The following is a 20,139-nucleotide window of genomic DNA, read 5'->3' as shown; positions in this document are numbered from 1 at the left end:
CGTCAATTTCGCATAATTTCAAATGAAGATATTCCACAGCGCACCGCCTTTAGGCCGTGCGCTGTATGAATGAAGGGAAGGCAAGCAATGAGCAAAACGCTAAGCAATGAATTGCAGCTGGAAGTCGATAAGCGCCGCACCTTTGCGATTATCTCTCACCCGGATGCGGGAAAAACGACGCTAACCGAGAAGCTCCTCCTGTTCGGAGGAGCTATTCGTCTGGCAGGCTCCGTTAAGGCGCGGAAAGCAAGCCGCCATGCGACCTCCGACTGGATGGAAATTGAGAAGCAGCGTGGAATCTCCGTTACTTCCAGCGTCATGCAATTCGATTACGACGGCCATCGGGTCAACATTTTGGATACGCCTGGCCACCAGGATTTCAGTGAGGATACGTACCGGACGCTGACAGCAGCGGATAGCGCGGTCATGCTGATTGACGTTGCCAAAGGTGTCGAGGCCCAGACGATCAAGCTGTTCCAAGTTTGCCGTAAACGCGGCATTCCGATTTTTACCTTCATCAACAAGCTGGACCGTGAAGGACAAAGTCCGTTTGAACTGATGGAGGAGCTGGAGCGTGTGCTTGGCATCCGTTCGGTTCCAATGAACTGGCCGATTGGCATGGGCCGCGAGCTTTGCGGCGTTTATGACCGGATGAAAAACCAGGTCGAGCTGTTCCAAGGCAATGACCACAGCACGATTGAAGTTCGGAAAACGGATGATTACAACGATCCGATTATTCGCGAGATGGCAGGCGACTATTTGCATGATCAACTCGTGCAGGATCTTGAGCTTCTTGATGTAGCAGGCGATCAATTCGATATCGAGAAAGTACGCGCTGGCGAGCTGACACCGATTTTCTTCGGCAGTGCGGTTAACAATTTCGGCGTCCAAACGTTTCTGGATAACTTCCTTGAGCTGGCGCCAAAACCGACAGAGCGCATGAGCAAATCCGGCCCGGTTGAACCGACGAATGAGAAGTTTTCGGGCTATGTCTTTAAAATTCAAGCGAATATGAACCCGGCCCACCGCGACCGGATTGCCTTTTTGCGCATTTGCTCCGGGCGCTTTGAGCGTGGGATGAGCGTTCGCCATGTCCGTGCGGGCAAAGATATTAAGCTGGCGCAGCCGCAGCAGTTTTTGGCGCAGGATCGCGACATAGTGGAGACGGCTTATCCGGGCGATATTATCGGCTTGTTCGATCCGGGCATTTTCCGGATTGGCGATTCGCTGTCGCAAAACTCGGAAGTCATATTTGATGAGCTGCCGACGTTCTCACCAGAGATTTTTGCTAAAGTAACGGTTAAAAATGCCTTGAAGCATAAGCAGTATCAAAAAGGCGTTGACCAGCTGACGGAGGAAGGCACGATTCAGGTGTTCCGTTCGGTTGGCGGCTTTGATGAAACGATTTTGGGCGTCGTTGGGCACTTGCAGTTTGAGGTGTTCGAATATCGGATGCGTGCGGAGTATGGCGTCGAAATCCAGTTGCACCGCATGACGTTCCAGTTTGCACGCTGGATTGTAGATGACAAAATCGATCCGGCGAAATTCCGGATTAACTCCACGCTCGTTCAAGATAAGAAGGGCAATTATGTCGTCTTGTTCGAGAATGAATATGCGATGAGGACGGCGATGGACAAAAATCCTACGTCGAAATTTCTAGAAACAGCGCCTTAATCGCGCTGGAAACGCCAGGGCAGGCAAGCGGCTCTGGCGTTTTTTTTTGAAAGATAAGCATTTATAAGTTTCTCCCTTATTAATGGCTTATATTTCTCGGACTGAAACGCGCTGCACCGCCAAAGGACGGCGACAGCCGTTTCACCTTGTGGAAAAGCATTGTCAAACCTAGTCGAATTGGAATACAATAGGAGAGTATATGAGAAGGAAGCTTGTATTTGTTTTCCTTGCATGGTGACGATTGCATCGAAGTGGGGGGTTGAAGGAAAATGAGCAATGTAAAAACGTTATTGTTGATTACAGGAATTTTTGAAATTATTATAGGAGTCCCAGTTATGGGCGGCCTGATTGTAATGGGTCTTTCTTATATTCCGTTAGTTGTAATGCTGGCTCTGCATATTGTGACCTTGGTGCTGGCTTCGCAGCATAATGCCGATAAGCATGGCAGCATTTTGGGTATTGTGACGTCCGTTATTGCGGTTATTCCGATTGTGGGCATGATCATGCATTTAATTACAGGCGTTTTGCTCCTTGTTAGTGCGTCAAAGGCAGATCGCAACCAGTCGTATTCGCCACCTCCGCCGCCGTCAAGCTTCTAAGGAAGTCATTGTAAGCAGCGGTTGAGAACAGCAAAGAAGCAAACAGCAAAGAGCAGGGCAGGCCTTCCGGGGTTCAGCACTGCTCTTTGCTGTTTATGCTTTTATTTTTAGTATTGACGAGCTTCCACTTTCATGAAATAATGTACGCGTGTACATTGATTGAATTTGCTTGAGAATCAGGAGGATGCTTGCTTTGGTTAGTAGAAAAGAAGTTGCGTCACTTGCGGGCGTATCCGAAGCCACAGTATCCAGAGTGCTTAATAAGGTTGGGCCTATCAGGGAAGAAACTCGGCTTCGAGTAGAGGATGCGGCAAAGCAGCTTGGTTATGTGCCAAGTGCGCTGGCGCAGCAGTTTGCTAGAAGCCGCAGCGGCAATTTGGGCGTTATCTTGCCATTTGTACCTAAAGTTCATTTGTTTTCCACGTATTATTTTGCAGAAATTTTGAGCGGCATTGGCGAGGCGGCTAAGCAATATGGGTATGATGTGCTGTTAATCTTTCGAGAGCCTAGCGGCTCGCGTGATTATGCCAGGCTGTTTCTGGCGCAGAAGATCGATGCCTGCATTGTGCTCGGCGCTCAAAATGTGCCGGAAGAGAAGAAAGCGCTTGCGGAGCTGCAGGAGAAGGGTTATCCGTTCTGCCTCGTTAACCAGCGATTCGCGGAGGAAGGATATTTGTCCGTCGATGCGGATCATCATGCGGGGAGCTACGAGGCCGTCAAGCATTTGATCGACGGCGGGAGCCGAAGGATTGCTTTTCTCAATGGGCCAGATGTGTTTTCAAGCAGTATGGACCGAATGACCGGCTACAAGCAGGCGCTTGCACATGCGGGACTTGCTTACGATCCGTCATTGACGCTGCTGGGCAATTACAGCCGCAAGAGTGGGGTTGAAGCTGCGGAAGCTGTCGCAGCGCTCATCCGCAGCGGCCAGGCGGATGCGGTTTTTGCCGCTAATGACCGGATGGCTATTGGCCTGATGGATGGCTTGCGCGCGTATGGAATCGAGGCTGGGATTGATGTGAAGCTCGTCGGCTATGATGATTCGGAAGGCTCGGTTATTGTGAGCCCGAAGCTGACGACGGTAGCGGTACCTTTTTACGAAATGGGAAGAAGGGCAGCTCAGCGGCTGCTCGCTCCAGAGAAGGAATTGCTGGAGCAGACGGAGGAAGGGCTGCTGCCTGTGCATTTGATTAAGCGGGAAACATCTTCATAAATCGGGAGGCGGAGATTGAAATGGGGAAAGTACGTGTGGGAATGGTCGGCTATAAGTTTATGGGAAAAGCGCATAGCAATGCTTATCGGGCTTTGCCGATGTTTTTTCCGAAGACGCCAGCGCTGCCAGAGATGAAAGCGATTTGCGGGCGCAACGCCGAGGCGCTGGAGCAAGCTAGAAGCCAGTTCGGCTGGGAAAGCGCCGAGACGGATTGGCGCAAGCTGATTGAACGCAGCGACATCGATGTGATTGATATTAATGCGCCAAGCGATGCGCATAAGGAAATTGCGCTGGCGGCTGCCGCAGCTGGCAAGCATCTGTTCTGCGAAAAGCCGCTGGCACTCAATGTAGCGGATGCGAAGGAAATGCTCGATGCGGCAGAAGAGGCTGGCATCAAGCATATGGTTGGCTTTAACTATCGGTTTGCACCAGCGGTGCAACTGGCGAAGAAGCTCGTCAGCGATGGCCGATTGGGCGAAATCTACCATTTCCGTGCGGTATTTCTTCAGGATTGGATCATTGATCCTTCATTCCCGCTCGTCTGGCGCTTGCAGAAGGAAGTCGCCGGCTCAGGCTCGCATGGCGACCTTGGCGCTCATCTGATCGACTTGGCGCGCTTCCTTGTTGGCGAGTTTGACGAGGTAATCGGCATGAGCGAAACGTTCATCAAGGAGCGCCCGCTGCCATCGGAAATGACGGGGCTTAGCGCCAAAGGGGATGCTTCTGGTGCTCGCGGCAAAGTAACGGTGGATGATGCGACGCTGTTTATGACTCGTTTTGAAAATGGTGCGCTCGGCAGCTTCGAAGCGACGCGCTTCGCGGCAGGTCACCGCTCTACCAATGCTTTCGAAATTAACGGCAGCAAGGGCAGTGTCAAATTCGATTTCGAGCGTCTGAATGAGCTGGAGGTTTATTTTACCGACGATGCTGATGACGTTCAGGGCTTCCGCCGCGTGCTGGCGACCGATCCGGCTCATGCTTATATGGATGCCTGGTGGCCGGCGGGACATACGATTGGCTATGAGCATACGTTCACGCATGAAATGCAGGAGCTGATGCTGGCGATTCACGAGGATCGTCAACCGGTGCCGAATTTCCACGATGGCCTTCGGTGCCAAGAGGTGCTAGAGGCAGTTGAGCAGTCCATTACAGAGCGCCGTTGGGTGAAGCTGGCGGAGTATAAATAGAGGAGATGCGATAAGACGATGAGCAAACCGAAGGCATTAATCGTATGGGGCGGCTGGGACGGACATCAGCCTAAAGAGGTAGCAGCTATTTTTGAAGCAGTGCTTGCAGGAGAAGGCTTTGAGGTTGAGGTTTCGGATACGCTGGAGGCTTTTGAGGATGGCGAGAAGCTGAAGGCGCTGGACCTGATCGTTCCGGTATGGACGATGGGAAAGATTACGGGCGATCAGCTGAAAAATGTGTCCGAAGCGGTTCAAAACGGCGTCGGCCTTGCCGGCTGCCACGGCGGCATGTGCGACTCCTTCCGCGAAAGCGTAGAATGGCAGTTCATGACGGGCGGCCAGTGGGTATCGCATCCCGGCAATGACGGCGTGGAATATGTGGTCAATGTGACCAACACGTCCAGCCTGCTGACCGATGGCATTGAGGATTTTACAGTAAGCAGCGAGCAGTATTATATGCATGTGGACCCAGCGGTTGAAGTGCTGGCGACGACGCGCTTCCCCGTTGCAGACGGTCCTCATGCGCTGAATAAAGCGGTTGATATGCCGGTCGCTTGGACGAAGCGCTGGGGCGTAGGCCGCGTCTACTATAATTCGCTTGGGCACCAGGCTAATATTGTAGACATTCCAGTTGTTAAAGAAATGATGAGACGCGGGTTTAACTGGTGTGCGGAAGGCAAAGCAACTGCGGCAGGCAGAGACGGAGGCAAACATGAGTAAAGTCAAGGTTGGGATCATCGGGACAGGAAATATTAGCCGTATTTATTTGGAAAATGGTTCAAAATTCAGCTCCATGGAAATTGTCGCTTGTGCGGATCTCGATGTAGAACGCGCCAAGGAGAAAGGCGCGGAGTATGGCATTCGCGGCTGCTCGGTCGCTGAGCTGCTTGCGGACCCGGAAGTGCAGCTGGTCATCAATCTAACGATTCCAGCAGCGCATGCCCCGGTATGCTTGCAGGCGCTGGAAGCTGGCAAGCATGTGTATGTGGAGAAGCCGCTCGCGGTTACGCGCGAGGAGGGCAAGCAAGTGCTGGAGCTGGCGGCGGCGAAAGGGCTGCTCGTAGGCAGCGCGCCCGATACGTTCCTTGGCGGCGGACTCCAGACGTGCATTAAAATTATTGAAGACGGCTGGATTGGCACGCCTATCGGCGCTACCGCTTTTATGATGTCCGGCGGACATGAGAGCTGGCATCCGGCTCCCGAGTTTTATTACCAGCAAGGCGGCGGCCCCATGTTCGATATGGGACCTTATTATTTGACGGCGCTAATTGCGATGCTAGGACCGATTGCCCGTGTAACGGGCTCGACTCGCATTACCTTCCCGGAGAGAACGATTACGAGCGCGCCGAAGCATGGGCAAAAAATTGAAGTTGAAGTGCCGACGCATGTGGCCGGCATTATGGAATTTGCCGCTGGGCCAATCGCGACGCTGCTGACTAGCTTTGATGTGAAGGGCGGCTCCACGCTGCCATTCATTGAGGTGTACGGCAGCCAAGGCACGCTTCAAGTTACGAACCCGAACAATTTCGGCGGGGAAATCAAGCTGCGCCGCGGCGGGGCTTCGGAATGGTCGACGATTCCACTTGCTTACGGCCATTCGGAAAATGGCAGAGGCATTGGCGCAGCCGACATGGCGCAAGCCATTCTGACGGGCCGCAAGCACCGGGCAAACGGCGAGCTTGCTTACCATGTGCTGGAAGCGATGCATGGCTTCCATGATGCGGCGGAGCAAGGCAAGCATTATGTGATGCAAAGCAGCTGCGAGAAGCCAATGGTATTTCCGCTCGGTTTGGCGGAATATACACTGGACAAATAGGCTGGTAATAGACAGTTGAAGCAGGCTCGTTAATTCGCGTAAATCGCGGGTTGGCGGGCTTTTTTTAATAGATGCAGGTCGTTGGATTAGCAAGGGGGAGGTGCTATCCGGTGTTAACGCGCTATTTTTCACAAAAGGCTCTCGTTTGTCTTGCACCATCCGCTTCCAGTTTCAGGCTCATTTGAGGTATGATAGAGCTATTGGATTTAGCAATTGGTGCACTAGATGGAGGAGGAGAGTGAAACGTGTATAACCCCTATGAGCTTAGAAAATCAAGCTTGATCGCCGAGCTTTCGGCTGCTGGAATCGAGGCTGCGCTCGTTACGTCGCCGGGCAGTATTTTTTATTTGACGGGCTTTCATAGCGATCCGCATGAGCGTTTTATGGGACTGCTCATTAACCCGAAGGAGTCGACATATACGCTGTTTGTCCCGGCTTTGGATCAGGAGAGTGCGAGCGAGGCGGCGATGGTATCGAAGCTGGTCGCGATATCGGATACGGACAATGCCTACGAGCTGCTGGGCAGAGAGGCGGATAATAGTGCGGCTGCAATCGGCATAGAAAAGCGGCATTTGAATGTGGCAACCTATGAGCAGCTGGCTGGAGTATTTCCTAAGGCCGCATTCCGGGATGTGGAGCCGCTGCTGATGCGTTTGCGCCTTCGCAAGTCGGCGGAGGAAATCGAGCTTGTGCGCGCCGCAGTCGTAATTGCGGAGAAGGTGCTGCAGGAAGCGGCAGCCAAGGCGGCTGTTGGCGTGTCGGAGCTTGAGCTGAACGCCGAGATAGAATATCGGCTTCGGGTGCTGGGCGGCGATAAGCCTGCATTTGAGACGAGTGTGCTGGGCGGCGCTCGCTCCGCATTGCCGCATGGCCGGTCGGGCGAATATCGGCTGAAGGAAAATGATTTTCTGCTCATTGATATGGGCGTATACAAGGGCGGTTATTGCTCGGACATTACGCGCACCTTTGTGATCGGTGAAGGTACAGCCGAGCAGGCGCGTATTTATGATGCGGTGCTGGCGGCGAACCGTCAAGGGATTGCGGCAGCAGAAGCTGGCAGGACACTTGCCGCAGTCGATCGCGCTGCCCGCGAAGCCATTACCTCACGAGGCTATGGCGAATATTTCACCCACCGCGTGGGGCATGGCTTCGGCATTGATATTCATGAGCTGCCTTCCGTTCACGGGAGCAATGAATCGCTGATTGAAACGGGGCTGCTGTTCACCGTAGAGCCGGGCGTTTATGTGCCGGGGGTTGGCGGCGTCCGCATCGAAGACGATATTTATATCGTTGATGATGGCAAGCCGCAGGTGCTGACGAGCTTTCCGAAGGAGCTTCAGCATTTGTAATCTGCGATACAGCCGGAGTATGAACCGATTTATACGAACCTCCTGCCATGTTGAATGGCAGGAGGTTTTTTGTTATTTTTCACCTGGTGATTGATCTTGCAATTGATCTTGCACATGGACGGGACAACCCCTTTGTTATTGAACGCAAAAATGGTATGTTAAGCTTTAATAAAGCTTGTCTGACAGCTTAGTAGCTTCTACATAATCACTTTATATTTTTGGCAAAATTATAAAGGGGAGCGTGCAAGATGAAGACAGAGATGCGGCAATCGGTTGTGATGGTTAAAGGGAAGCTCGTGCTGCCGGATGCAGTAGCGGAAGGGGCAGTTATCGTTAGGGACGGCATCATAGAGGAAGTGCTGCTTGGCGCAGAGCAGGTACAGAGCTGGCTAGCGCAGCAAGGCGACTTTGCTGAAAATGTTGGTGAGCATGAACATGATGGACGAGGTGTAGGAAATAGCGGCTACGCAGCGCTTGAAATCATCGAAGAGGAGAGCTGTTATGTGCTGCCTGGACTCATTGATATACACTGTGATGCGATTGAAAAAGAGGTGCAGCCCAGACCAAATACGCTGTTCCCGCTAAGCATGTCCCTGCTGGAGTTTGAACGCAAGCTTCCGCTGCATGGCATAACGACGATGTACCATTCGTTATCGCTTGGCGTTGGGCTTAGTCTGAGGGGCGAGCATTTGCTGACGCAGATGGTGGAGCTCATTCGCAGCTACCGCGAGCGGCGCTCTGTCGTGCGCAATCTAATTCATTTGAGATACGAGATTTCGTATTTGCCGGGTTTGCCTATCGTGAAGCGCTATGTGGATGAAGGTGCCATTGATTATTTGTCCTTCATGGATCATTCGCCGGGCCAAGGGCAGTACAGGCAGCCAGGCTCGTTCGAACGTTATGTGATGAAAAATCAATCGGTCAGCATCGATGAAGTAAATGCCATCGTAGCAGAGCTGATGGAAAATAGGCGCCAAATTGATTGGGCCGGATTAGAGGAGCTTGGGAAGCTGGCCGTGCAGCGGGGCATATCGGTCGCTTCGCATGATGATGATTCAAGCGAGCGAGTCGATCAATTGAAGGGCTGTGGCGTCAGTATTTCAGAATTTCCGATTACGCTGGAAACGGCTCTATATGCGGTGCAGCAGGGCTTGCATGTATGTGTAGGGGCGCCTAATATTGTGCGCGGCGGCTCGCATGATAAAAACCTATCGGCGGCTGAGGCGATTGGGGCGGGTGCGGCAGACATCATTTGCTCAGATTATCATCCGTCGGCGCTGCTGCATGCGATTTTTAAGCTGGCGGATGAAGGAATAGCCGCTTTGCCCGCAGCAGTTCGCACAGCTACGCTCGCTCCAGCTGAAGCGCTGGGTATAGCAAGTGAAGTTGGCTCGCTGGAACGGGGCAAAGCGGCAGACCTTGTTATTGTTGATCGTTATGAAGGCCATCCATGGGTCAAACGGACAATCGTTGGCGGCAAAACGGTGTATACCGCGTTGACCCGTTAAAGCATTTTAATTCGTGGCGGGCTGGGCGAATCGTGCTAGCTGCGTATGCAGCGCTGTTACCAGACGGGCTTGTTCCTGCTCGTCGATTTGCTTCCAAATCATTTCGAACAAAACGCCGAGTCCGGGAAGCGCACGCTCGTCATTGCCAATCGAGCTTTCGATCACTTCGGTTAATTCATTGAGCGGCTTATCGTGTACCCGCCTTATAATGGCTTGACGCAAATCCAGATTATCCAACCGGATTCCCTCCAAGTCGTCGTTATTACGCGCAACCGCAGTGGTCCTGCGCATGGTAAGCGAGGCCGCTAAAAACCTGCTAATTGGCGTGCCTGATTAATATGTCCGCAGCTGCACTTTTTCATTCTGCACGGGTGCGTGTGTTATAATGGTCGATAGCAGATTTTCGTACATATAGGAAGGGAGAGTTGCGTTTTGCCGAAAAAACAATACGCCGTCATTGGCATAGGCCGCTTCGGTCTTAGCGTCGCATCATCGCTCACCGAAATGGGCTTTGAGGTGCTGGCGATTGATACGAGCGAGGATCGCGTACAGGACGCGGTCAATCATGTGACGCATGCCGTCATTGCCGACTCCACCGACGAGGAAGCGATGCGGGCGCTGGGCCTTCGCAATTTTGATGTCGTGGTCGTGGCGATCGGGCAGGATATTCAGTCGAGTATTTTGACAACCCTCATCTTGAAGGATATGGGGGTTGGCGTCATTATCGTAAAGGCGCAAAATGAGCTGCACGGCAAAGTGCTTAGCAAAATCGGCGCAGACAAGGTTGTATATCCAGAGCGGGATATGGGGCTGCGCGTGGCGCATCATTTGATCTCGCCTAACATTTTAGACTACATTGAAATTTCCGAGGATTACAGCATCATTGAAATTAAAGCGCCTGAAGCGATGATTGGCAAAAGCTTAAAGCAGCTCGACATTCGCGCCAAATTCAAATGCAACGTCATGGCGATCAAGACGGGTTCAAATATGAACATTGCGCCATATGCGGATGATCTCATTCGCGATATCGATATTTTAGTTATTGTAGGGAAAAATTCAGACTTATCCAATTTAGAAATTGCCTATTCGGAAGGTTGACTAATAAATATGAACAATCATAGCCTTTTAACCTCGATTCAAAATGACCGTGTCAAGCAGTGGGCTTCCCTGCTGGACAAAAAATACCGCGACCGCCTCGGCAAGTTCATCATTGAAGGCGTTCATTTGGTGCAGGAAGCTTTCGCCGCTGGAGCGGCAATCGAAGCAGTCATGTACGATGCGGAGCGCGGCTTGCCGGAGGAGCTGCGGAAGATGGCGGAGCAGGGTGGCCGCGGAAGCGGATATGCGGGCAGTGCTGCGGAGAGTGCGGGAATAGGTGCCAGCGTCGAATGGATTCAGGCGGCGCGGCCGGTTATGGCAAAATGCTCGGGGACGGATACGCCGCCGCCGGTTTTTGCTGTCGTGCGCAAGCTGGAAGCAGCGGATGATGCTTTATTTTCAGCTAACGGATTGGTCGTTGTACTGGATGGGGTAAGGGACCCTGGCAATGTCGGGACGATTATTCGCAGCGCGGATGCGGTTGGAGCCAATGGCGTCGTGCTGGGCAAAGGCTGCGCTGATCTGTACAATCCGAAAACGGTGCGCTCCACGATGGGCTCGCTATTTCATTTGCCGATTATAGAGGCGGACTTGACGGAGCTGCTGCCTGCGGCGCAGGATCGCGGCTTTGCGCTGGTTGGGACGAGCCTCGAAGCGTCGCATACTTGCTATTCGTATGATTGGACTGCACCGACTTGGCTGCTGCTCGGCAATGAGTCGGAAGGGCTGTCTGCAAGCTCGCTTGAGGCAGCCGATGAGACGGTCATTATTCCGATGCACGGACGGGCGGAATCGCTGAATGTGGCGATGGCGGCAACCGTGCTGCTGCATGAGGCGATGAGGCAGAGACGGTTTAACAAATAAATAATTCCTGTCCAACTCCCAAATAACCGTCCCAGACTAAAATTAACTGTCCCCAAACCACCAAAGACTGGAACCTGGTTGATGATTGACTCAACCATTTCTCCAGTCTTTTTCTCTCCTCTTAAAGCACCATAGCAGGGATTTTCCATCCAAATCCCGAATAAGTAATCAAGCAGAAACCCAGGCTACTCAAGGCTTTTGGGGTATGCAGAGACGGTTTTACTCAGGCATTTCCCAGTCTCTTACTCAGGCGTTTTAAATGCAGATCCCTGCTTTTCTCAAGTATCTCTCAACCCCTTCAAGGACACGAATTATTATTCGTTTTCGTTCACAACTGAACCAGTTTTCTTCCAGTTTTCAAGCCTTTTTCTCAGCGTTTTTGGGACAGGAATTTTTATCTCAGAATTGGCGGTGAGACCTTGTGGGGTAAGGGATTGGGGCGGATTGGAGGGAGGGTGTTTTGGGGACAGTTATTTTTAGTTTTCTACAAAGTAACAGGTTTTATGGTGGCAGGAGTGATGGGATGCTAACTTGCCCCGTATATCATTGGAAAATATAGTTTTCGTGAACTGCTTTTATCAGAAGAAATTAGCACGGAAAGTGTTGGTCAGCTTGGCGATTCAATGATGCTAATGACAAGGTAGGGTGAAAGTGGTGTATCTAACTGAATTGCTTTCAATGAGAGGATTGGATCTTTCCAAATCAATAAAGTTAGTTCGGCATCAAGATCCGAATTATGATACCAAATACCTTTATAAGCGAGGAATGCTCGATTTTTATCAAAGTATTCAAAGCAATGACGTGTTTGGGAATTGCGAGTATCTCATTTCGTTTTTGGGGTATGAGCAGTCGAAAGCAATCTACATTGGGGCTTACAAAGTAATTGGAAAGTCAACATTTAATAAATCATTGGCGAATGTTCCTCCTGAGTATCCATATATGGAGATTTTAGAGCAACCATTATTTCATTATGAAATGGAGAAGATGGATCTACTAAATGATCTGGTTGATCGGCTGGTTATTGATTGGGGAGCATCGACGAGGGCTTGGTATCAATGGCTAAAAAAAGACATTCCGAAGCGAGTAGTTGAAATACTTCCTGCTGGATATGTTAAGGAATTCCCAGGCTTTGAAGAAATGATCTTAACTTTTGACGAGCTTCAAACGATTGTTAATAGTCCTGATCCAAATAGAATATGGCACACCATGCTATCCTCTGTTGCGGGTGTGTATTTAATAACTGATATGACTAATGGAAGTCAGTATGTAGGATCGGCATCAGGGAAACTGGGTATTATGGGTCGCTGGAGAAGCTATGCAGAAACGAAGCATGGAGGAAATATTAGATTGATGTCATTATTACAGGCAGAGCCAGATCGTTACAACAATTTTCAATACTCGATTTTACGAACACTTCCTAAATCATTAACTCAAACTGAGGTTGTTGGTTTTGAACAGATATACAAGCAGAAGCTGGGGTCACGGGCATTTGGTTTGAATGGAAACTGATTAATTGTGTGGGGTTCTAATTAAATACCGTGATCCTAAGTGTAAACTGTGACACCACAAGTCTTCTAAGAAAGTGTCTTATCTGAATTATAAAGTCTAAAAAGCGAGAGTGGTTTACGTCAATCCCAAGTGAAAAGCATACTTAATAAACATTAAGACAACACCATTTATTGAAGCGGGGGAATTTCAATGAAGTTACTGAATAAAAAGGCACGCAAGAGATCATCAAATGAATTTAAAGAACAAGGTGATTTTCTCTCAAATGGTTTGTTTTTGGGTACTGATATGGGAGAATCGAAAAGAACAAGTGCTAATGACATTGTTATTTCAATCTATAAGGATAGCGACAACTCATGGACTTGGGATTTTAATGACAAAATTGACTTTTATGAATATATGTCCAACATTCCAATACGTTATTCGAAAGTATATATGGTGTTATGTATGGATGCATGTCTTACTGAACCAGTTAAACCTCACTATTCTTACAGAGATGTTGAACAGGAGTTAAATGGAGTTTCAGGTGCTCATCTTCAATGGCAACCAAAAAGTTTGATTAAAAGCAAAGATGTCTTAACGCGTATGCCATTATGGGGTATTAAGAGTCGATATATCTTAGAAACGCATCCTCAAAGTATTTTTGAAACGAAAAAAATTATCAATCAAATAAAAGAATCCCTCGATAAACATATCAATGAATTAGAGTTTGAGGATCTCGACAAGAATAAACAAGAAATTGAAAATCTAAAAACCAAAAAAACTAAAATTACTCGATCGACCCAGGAGGTTTGGGAAAGGGAAATTTCTTTCATTGATGTTATTTTCAAAAGATTTGGGATCAATATTTCGATTAGCGATGATATTAGGTTTCATGGGGAAGGTGGTGCTCATTTTAGAGATGCTATGATTGCGTGTCTCGTTTCTGTATCCTATGGAATGTGGAAAGATAATTTAGAAAAGGATTATCTTGCAGTAGTTATTGATCATGATGGGACTTACTGGCTTTTGAATCAAGATGACATCAATGGGAGTCCTGAAAATCTGATTTGATTTAGCTCCAATATATCTAAAAATTCTCATGGAGAATATATTTCTTCCATCAACTACCTTCCTTAATTACTAAAACCCTACTGTGTAGATTTTAATTTAAGTCTGCCGTTATTCAGCACACGCTGTCACTCATAAATCAAAGTCAGCCACAAAGCCGACGAATTTCAGGTATCCCCCCCCTGATTTTCGCTCGGCTTTTCTTTTGGGTAGGAGGCGGGAAATTGGGGAACGCAGGAGAAGGAAGAGTTCTTCTCGAATCATACCTCAGAGGCTTTTAGCAGGCGTTTCAGGGCTTCTCAGGCTGGTAACTACATTCAAAATAATTAGGTCTGTGGAGCAAATGATAGGAGTGATTTCATGCAGTTGATAAGAAGAATAACTGGCAGTGATTTTATTGGTGATGCTCCTGATTTCATGGAAACCATAACGCGTTATGCCTCCAGGGGTGTATTGGTGGACGACATGCTTCATGTTGCTATGATGTACATGTCAAAAATTAACATTTATAAGTTGCCTGGCCGGGGAGTTTATGAAGGCGAAGATAACAGAGATGCGTTTCTACGTGAAATTAAGGAAGAGATAGGTTATGAATCCGAGATTATACATGAATTGGGTTACATCGAGGAGCATAAGAACAAAAATAATTTTATGCAACATTCCTACTGTTTTGTAGCAAAAGCACAAAACCGCGTAAGTAACACAATACTTACTAAAAGTGAAGCAGAGCTTGGAATGATAGTTGAATGGATGACATTTGAAAAAGCATTAGAAGCAATGAACAACTCAGAAATTATTTTCGAGGATTATTCAACCCATTTTATGATTGTACGGGAAAAGGTTATTCTTGAAAAAGCGGTTGAAGTATTAGCGAACCTACGGACGAGGGATATTTGAAGAATGTAAGGGAGCGGTTGAAAATGACAAAGGTTGAGAAGATCTACTAATAGGTTAAAGAGTCAGTTTTAAAAGAGCAGGCTTATGAATTTGCCAAAAGCAGATAAAGCTTCCGGGATTACTGGGCTTCCAAGTGAAGAGGTGAATAAACTAAAATAGAATCAGTAATACCGAAGAAAAAACAATAAGTGATTCCATCTATTATGTTCGGGAAGCATCGGCAAATTGGATGCGTATACTTGCGTGGAATCATCCAAATTATGAATCTGAAGTTGTGATTCCAGAGTTAAGACAATCAGCTTCCCCGAAGATTGTATTACAACAAAGTGTGAAAAATTGTAGAGTAGCTTTGAAAATTTCACAAGAGGCAATACGTTCAGCAATTGAGATATTAGAATTAAATCATTACGCTTAGCTACGACATAATAAGTCGAATAAACGATCGTAAGGTGATTTTATATGAACTCTAATATTGTGGATAAAATAAAGGAAACAATCAATGAGTACGAGAGGTTATTAATTATTGTAGGTAATGAGTCAGGAGTCATTTGTAAGATTCCCAAAACGGAGATATCACGTTTATATGGGAAATCTTATACAGGCACGCTAAAAAAATTGGCTTTTCTTGAGCGTTATAACTTGATCGAGAAGGTTGATGGAGGATATATCCGATCTGAGAAAACATTTATGAACGATACACCAATGGCTTTAATACCCAAGATTATATTTTTAATTGGAGAACGTCCTGAATTGTTTGATAGTTACAAGCAACAGGCTGAAATACTATTGGTTCCGTTTTCCGAAGTCCAGAGCGCATGGGGATTTATTTCTTATTTCTTCGGATCAAAAAATCGTGATATTGAAGATGATAACAAGAGAGAATTTAGTTAAAGGATAGCGGCACGTTGTATATTTGCACAAGCCACAATACAGATGTTGTAACCGCTCAGTGGAAGAGTTAATCAGTGATAAATTCGATTGCTTCGTACTATAATGTGAAAAACTAATAAGAAAGGAAGTGATTATTTGTGAATGTAAAGAATATAAAGACTGCCATTGCAATGTTGCTGGTCGGGATCATCTTGTTTAGCATGTTTATACCAACAAGATCATATGCTGCAGATCCTAACGAGATACGTAATTATATTCAAGCAGAAATCGATTTGATTAAGGCAGATCGGGATCGAAAAGTAATCGAAATCAGCGTCGAAGAGCATGAAGCCATACTGCAATTCATTGCCCGCATTGAGGAGCTTCGTGATCTCGTAGACATCTTGCCGAATACGATGGATACTGACCATTTTTATTTGCAATTAGATGCGCTGCATGAAAGACTCGTAACCGAAGAACCGAATTATAAAGCAAATGTGATGTACTTCGTCTTGTCGAGTGTGATCGAGAAGATTGAACAAGCCGAAGAAACTCATAACCAAGGTGACGTAGATAAAGCGAGAATTGGCGTCAACGAGCTGTTTAGCGGACAAATCAAAGCTGAGCTGCAAGCCCGTCTGAATGCGGTGCAGGAGAAGATTGATAGAAATAAGCCATTTACCGACATTGACGCTGTTAGCGACCTTGTTGTGAAAGCAACGCTATCGGATGTGGAACGTTACGTAGAGCTTGGTGAAAAGTATAAAAGTAAAACATGGATCGTTTCAGCATTGGGGAAAGTGGAAGCTATTCCGTCATCCATTCGATCAAATCCGCTATATGTTATCATCGTCAATGATTTGACGAATCGAGCGCAAGTCCTCAAAGATAAATATAACGGCGGAATTGCAGATCAAGCGCTTCAACAACAGATCAATGTAGCAACAAATTATGTCTCTCAATACGAAAAGTACAGATCAATATCCTACAGCACAAAGGCTCAAGCGGCTGTGAGCGCGTTGCCAGAAGGTGAAATAACGACTGCATTGCAAGCTCGTATTGAGGCCGTTGTGCCAAAATAATTTATGAAGATACGAATGATGTTCGTATCTTTTTTGATGCCAACAGGTAGCATAATTGAATTGTTTATCTGAGACTGATTCTTGAATTAAATAACGCAGATCGGCAATAATAGAATTTTTACATAACTTATAAGTTTTTAAGTTTAGGGTATATCTTTTAAGTTCAATTTTAAGTTTACTGAAAGAGTATTCCTTTGTTAAGCCTTCAAGATCGGTCAATTTATCCAACTGTTTCACTCCTCCGTCTGATCGTTATACCATGTATAATCCTATTTTGAGTATAAAGCAAGATGGAGTTTGGATTTATTTTTAATGTGGTTACAATTGTAACACCATCCAGTTTTTATTGACGGAATGGAGATTTTTTGATTAGCTTGATATAAGATAGATCAGCTACGAGTGTATCTTAATGCCAAGCGAGGAAAAGGATTGACGGTTCTTGCTATTCGTTAAGATTTAAGGAACGGGGGATAAATGATGCATCTTCCGAAAGATTATTTGGACGACCTCTTAGTGCGTATGACACATCATTCTTGTGCAATTGAGAATAACACGATCACGCTAAGCGGAGCTGTTTCCATCATCCTTTATCGAATGATTCCAGGCAAAATGTCTGTGCATGAATTTTACGAATTAGAAAATCATCGCTTAGCTTTCAACTACATTATTGAAAATATCGATCAAGATCTTACGACTTCACTTATTCATGATGTTCATTTTCTTCTGATGGATCGACTTCATCATGAGAGAGGACAATTCAAGTCACAAGAAAATGGAATAGCAGGGACGACGCTTCCTATAGCTTCTCCAAAAGAAATTGCTTCCCGCATTGATCAATGGCTTCAAAATCTGAACGATCAAATACAACAAGCAAGGTCGTCTGAAGATATCATTGCTTCAGTTTGCTCCAGTCACATTGAGTTCGAGCGAATTCACCCATATTCGGATGGGAATGGACGATTGGGTAGATTGCTTATGATGTATCTGCTGTTGCAAAATCAAGTTGTGCCTCTTGTAATTAAAAAAGAAAATAAGCACGAATATTTTCAATTTCTTGAAAATCAAGATGCAGAAGGATTTGAAGTGTACGCTAAAGCAACTATACATAAAGAGCAACAACGATATAAAGCATTCTTAAATTCGCTTCCTATGGAGTGAGGGGAACAGAATGAAGACAAACGAGGAAGATAATTTTGACGATGGTTTTGATGATGGTATATATGCAGTGCCGAGTCTGAAATGCCTTCCGCAATACAGTATACGCAGAATTGCACAGTACATGGAGGAAAATAGAGTAGAAGGTCCATTAAGCCAAGATGAGCTGAAGCAGTTCAGAATCGAGCAGCGAGGGTTCAAATGCAGCGAAGTCAAAACGGTAGAAGAAGCTACTCGTTGGTCTCCTCTCTTCGTCAACCGACTTGAAGAATGTGAAGTAACGCCGTATCAGTTATATCGAATCTTTCATGATCGCTATGATAATGAGTTCCTCATCATGGACGACAAAAATAACTTCTCACTAATTCATATCTGGAAAAAAGGGCGGTATGTTGTCCTTGAAGAAACGTGGAAGTAGGAAGCATCGGAATGTTGAAAATAGGGAGAGGAGAGATGGTATGGTTAATTATTATGATCATCAGCAAACCGTAGCAAACGCTTTGATTCAGTATATGAGGCAGATAGGATATTCAAGGCTAACTCTCTCCAGATTAACTGGAATTCCTCGATCAACGATTGATTCACTAATATTAAGAGGTGGGGAAAATATAGATAAATCGGGATATAACACATATATTGTGCAGATCAATCACATCTTTAATTTTACTGAGGACTACTTACTTACAAAGAAAGAAATTGTAAAGTCATCGTCAATTTTTTCGCTGAAAAGCGAAAAAAGCCCAGAAGCAGAAGAGGCGCATTTTGGACTGGAATGCATCTTGGACATCTATTCGATGTATATTAAAAAAAGTAAAAATTTAGAGCGGGAAAGTAATTGAAACAAACCTTCTACTTCTCAAGCATCCGCAACGTCGAAATGTTCTACGCAGTTAGAGCGGCTGGAACCGCACCTTTGCGTGAAGCCCTTTGCTATTCCTATTAGCGGGAAAAAGACAAAGATGGCATGGTATGCGAGCAGGTGTAATAAGGATATATGAGATAAAAGCTGTATTGAGTAAATAAGAGTAAAAGTCTTCTCACAAGCCGATTTGAACTCAGATGTTTATTCTGTTGTTTATCGGCTTTTTTATTTGCTGAATATAAAATTGGAATAGTGGTTTCTGGAGAGTGGGAATAGCGAAAATAGTTTATTCCAAATGATTGTTGATTATGAATGTAATCAATTCATAATCAGCTCATGGTTAGTCACAGGTTGCAGCCAAAAAAATGCTAAAACCACACTGTAAAATCATGTGATATGATCTCAATAAGCGATTTGCTAATTCAAGATAATGGTGATTCATAGATGTAATTCGTCAATATGTTTAGAAAGGTGAATGATTATTAATGAACAAGGATGACTTCATGTTTTGGCTGAGAGGTAATCGATCCATTAAAGAATATTCAGTAAATAGATATGCTAATGCAATACCCACCATTTCTTCAGAAATGAAGGACTATGGGATAAATCAAACGGATCTGTTTGAAATTACAGATATATCGTTGATTGATAGAATCCTCATGCATCCTGAATTTTTGAAAAAGAATAAGAAAGGGAATAGAATGTACAGTTCAGCATTGAAACACTTTAAGAGGTATGTAGAGCAATTTCAAGTTGAAAAGGTTGGGGAAGTAAGGTCTGTAGATCAGATTACGAATAGGGCTGACTTAGAGTACCAAGAAGGAAAGGAACTGCTTCGATTGCATAAAGTTCGAGAGCGTGATCCCCAGCTCATTAAAGATGCTAAGAAGCGATTTAAGAAGTCGAACGGGGATTTGTTTTGCGAAGCGTGTGGAATCAATTTTGAAGAGGTCTACGGTGAGCGAGGAAAAGATTTTATAGAGTGTCATCACAAAAAGCCATTATCCAAGATGAAGAAAGGGGAAACAACCAAAGTTGAGGATCTGGGCATGCTTTGTGCCAACTGTCATCGTATGATTCATAGAATCCCGATGATTAGCATTGAGGATCTGAAGAAGAGTCTCAGAATCAGTTGGAAGGGGATTTCGTAGGGTTTAGTTCTGAATGATAAGCTTATGAATTCTGCCTGAATTCTATTCAACACGTATTCAGTATTTGAAGACTACGATTTTTATCATTGTAGGGGGCGACTTAATGGCTAAGCATGGAGAGGGTTTAGGTTTTGAAATAGTTAAAGCTGGATCGGCTACACTTAGTTGGACAATAAAAATGAGGGCTTGTAGAATAAACCTATCATCCTAAGGAGCGGATCTCTACAATGCCAAAACAACGACGCACGTTTACAGCAG

At 46.2% G+C, this 20,139-nt stretch carries 20 protein-coding genes; 19 read left to right on the top strand and 1 reads right to left on the bottom strand.

What is annotated here, in order from left to right:
• Positions 1 to 87: 87 nt before the first annotated feature.
• The 8 genes from AC6B99_RS28425 (at position 88) to AC6B99_RS28390 (ending at position 9,346) form a co-directional block, all read left to right on the top strand.
• The gene (locus AC6B99_RS28425; protein ID WP_056040997.1) at positions 88 to 1,674 is read left to right on the top strand and encodes a peptide chain release factor 3; all 1,587 of its coding nucleotides are present in this window, start codon (positions 88 to 90) and stop codon (positions 1,672 to 1,674) included.
• Positions 1,675 to 1,943: 269 nt separating this feature from the next.
• Positions 1,944 to 2,273, top strand: coding sequence for a hypothetical protein (locus AC6B99_RS28420; RefSeq protein WP_056040999.1), 330 nt, complete (start codon positions 1,944 to 1,946; stop codon positions 2,271 to 2,273).
• Positions 2,274 to 2,457: 184 nt separating this feature from the next.
• A complete protein-coding gene (locus tag AC6B99_RS28415) occupies positions 2,458 to 3,486 on the top strand; it encodes a substrate-binding domain-containing protein (protein WP_494879610.1) in 1,029 nt (342 codons plus the stop codon).
• A gap of 20 nt (positions 3,487 to 3,506) precedes the next feature.
• Positions 3,507 to 4,673, top strand: coding sequence for a Gfo/Idh/MocA family protein (locus AC6B99_RS28410; RefSeq protein ID WP_056041004.1), 1,167 nt, complete (start codon positions 3,507 to 3,509; stop codon positions 4,671 to 4,673).
• An 18-nt stretch (positions 4,674 to 4,691) separates the two neighbouring features.
• Positions 4,692 to 5,393, top strand: coding sequence for a ThuA domain-containing protein (locus tag AC6B99_RS28405; RefSeq protein WP_496664803.1), 702 nt, complete (start codon positions 4,692 to 4,694; stop codon positions 5,391 to 5,393).
• Positions 5,386 to 6,489: a Gfo/Idh/MocA family protein gene (locus tag AC6B99_RS28400; RefSeq protein WP_056041008.1), complete on the top strand. Its 1,104-nt coding sequence runs from the start codon at positions 5,386 to 5,388 to the stop codon at positions 6,487 to 6,489. Before AC6B99_RS28405 ends, AC6B99_RS28400 begins: the two co-directional genes overlap by 8 nt.
• A gap of 245 nt (positions 6,490 to 6,734) precedes the next feature.
• Positions 6,735 to 7,838 carry a M24 family metallopeptidase gene (locus AC6B99_RS28395; RefSeq protein WP_496664802.1) on the top strand — a complete coding sequence of 368 codons (1,104 nt, stop codon included), beginning with the start codon at positions 6,735 to 6,737 and terminating at the stop codon, positions 7,836 to 7,838.
• A gap of 248 nt (positions 7,839 to 8,086) precedes the next feature.
• Positions 8,087 to 9,346 (top strand): alpha-D-ribose 1-methylphosphonate 5-triphosphate diphosphatase, encoded by a 1,260-nt coding sequence (locus tag AC6B99_RS28390; RefSeq protein ID WP_496664801.1) that lies wholly within the window; start codon positions 8,087 to 8,089, stop codon positions 9,344 to 9,346.
• A gap of 6 nt (positions 9,347 to 9,352) precedes the next feature.
• On the opposite strand, the gene sspI is transcribed toward AC6B99_RS28390, so the two are convergent.
• Positions 9,353 to 9,583: a small acid-soluble spore protein SspI gene (gene sspI / locus AC6B99_RS28385; protein WP_056041012.1), complete on the bottom strand. Its 231-nt coding sequence runs from the start codon at positions 9,581 to 9,583 to the stop codon at positions 9,353 to 9,355.
• Between the two features lie 195 nt (positions 9,584 to 9,778).
• On the opposite strand from sspI, the gene AC6B99_RS28380 reads away from it, so the two are divergent.
• The 11 genes from AC6B99_RS28380 to AC6B99_RS28330 all read left to right on the top strand — a co-directional run bounded on the left by AC6B99_RS28380 (position 9,779) and on the right by AC6B99_RS28330 (position 19,881).
• Entirely contained in the window at positions 9,779 to 10,444 is a 666-nt protein-coding gene (locus AC6B99_RS28380) for a potassium channel family protein (protein ID WP_056041014.1), read from the top strand.
• Positions 10,445 to 10,453: 9 nt separating this feature from the next.
• Positions 10,454 to 11,308, top strand: coding sequence for a TrmH family RNA methyltransferase (locus tag AC6B99_RS28375; RefSeq protein WP_496664800.1), 855 nt, complete (start codon positions 10,454 to 10,456; stop codon positions 11,306 to 11,308).
• 654 nt (positions 11,309 to 11,962) lie between these two features.
• Complete coding sequence (locus tag AC6B99_RS28370; RefSeq protein ID WP_496664799.1) at positions 11,963 to 12,817, top strand: GIY-YIG nuclease family protein; 855 nt, start codon at positions 11,963 to 11,965, stop codon at positions 12,815 to 12,817.
• 189 nt (positions 12,818 to 13,006) lie between these two features.
• The gene (locus tag AC6B99_RS28365; RefSeq protein WP_496664798.1) at positions 13,007 to 13,867 is read left to right on the top strand and encodes a hypothetical protein; all 861 of its coding nucleotides are present in this window, start codon (positions 13,007 to 13,009) and stop codon (positions 13,865 to 13,867) included.
• Positions 13,868 to 14,224: 357 nt separating this feature from the next.
• Positions 14,225 to 14,761, top strand: coding sequence for an NUDIX hydrolase (locus tag AC6B99_RS28360; protein WP_496664797.1), 537 nt, complete (start codon positions 14,225 to 14,227; stop codon positions 14,759 to 14,761).
• A 459-nt stretch (positions 14,762 to 15,220) separates the two neighbouring features.
• Positions 15,221 to 15,652: a hypothetical protein gene (locus tag AC6B99_RS28355; protein WP_496664796.1), complete on the top strand. Its 432-nt coding sequence runs from the start codon at positions 15,221 to 15,223 to the stop codon at positions 15,650 to 15,652.
• A 137-nt stretch (positions 15,653 to 15,789) separates the two neighbouring features.
• Positions 15,790 to 16,713, top strand: coding sequence for a hypothetical protein (locus AC6B99_RS28350; RefSeq protein ID WP_496664795.1), 924 nt, complete (start codon positions 15,790 to 15,792; stop codon positions 16,711 to 16,713).
• Positions 16,714 to 17,187: 474 nt separating this feature from the next.
• Positions 17,188 to 17,871 carry a Fic family protein gene (locus AC6B99_RS28345; RefSeq protein ID WP_496664794.1) on the top strand — a complete coding sequence of 228 codons (684 nt, stop codon included), beginning with the start codon at positions 17,188 to 17,190 and terminating at the stop codon, positions 17,869 to 17,871.
• A 10-nt stretch (positions 17,872 to 17,881) separates the two neighbouring features.
• Positions 17,882 to 18,286: a hypothetical protein gene (locus AC6B99_RS28340; protein ID WP_496664793.1), complete on the top strand. Its 405-nt coding sequence runs from the start codon at positions 17,882 to 17,884 to the stop codon at positions 18,284 to 18,286.
• Positions 18,267 to 18,707, top strand: coding sequence for a hypothetical protein (locus tag AC6B99_RS28335; RefSeq protein ID WP_496664792.1), 441 nt, complete (start codon positions 18,267 to 18,269; stop codon positions 18,705 to 18,707). The genes AC6B99_RS28340 and AC6B99_RS28335 overlap by 20 nt, the downstream gene beginning before the upstream one ends.
• Positions 18,708 to 19,215: 508 nt before the next feature.
• Positions 19,216 to 19,881 (top strand): HNH endonuclease, encoded by a 666-nt coding sequence (locus tag AC6B99_RS28330; protein WP_496664791.1) that lies wholly within the window; start codon positions 19,216 to 19,218, stop codon positions 19,879 to 19,881.
• Positions 19,882 to 20,139: the final 258 nt, after the last annotated feature.

This window comes from Paenibacillus liaoningensis (genome assembly GCF_059609455.1).
This window is presented reverse-complemented; position numbering and strand designations above follow the sequence as displayed.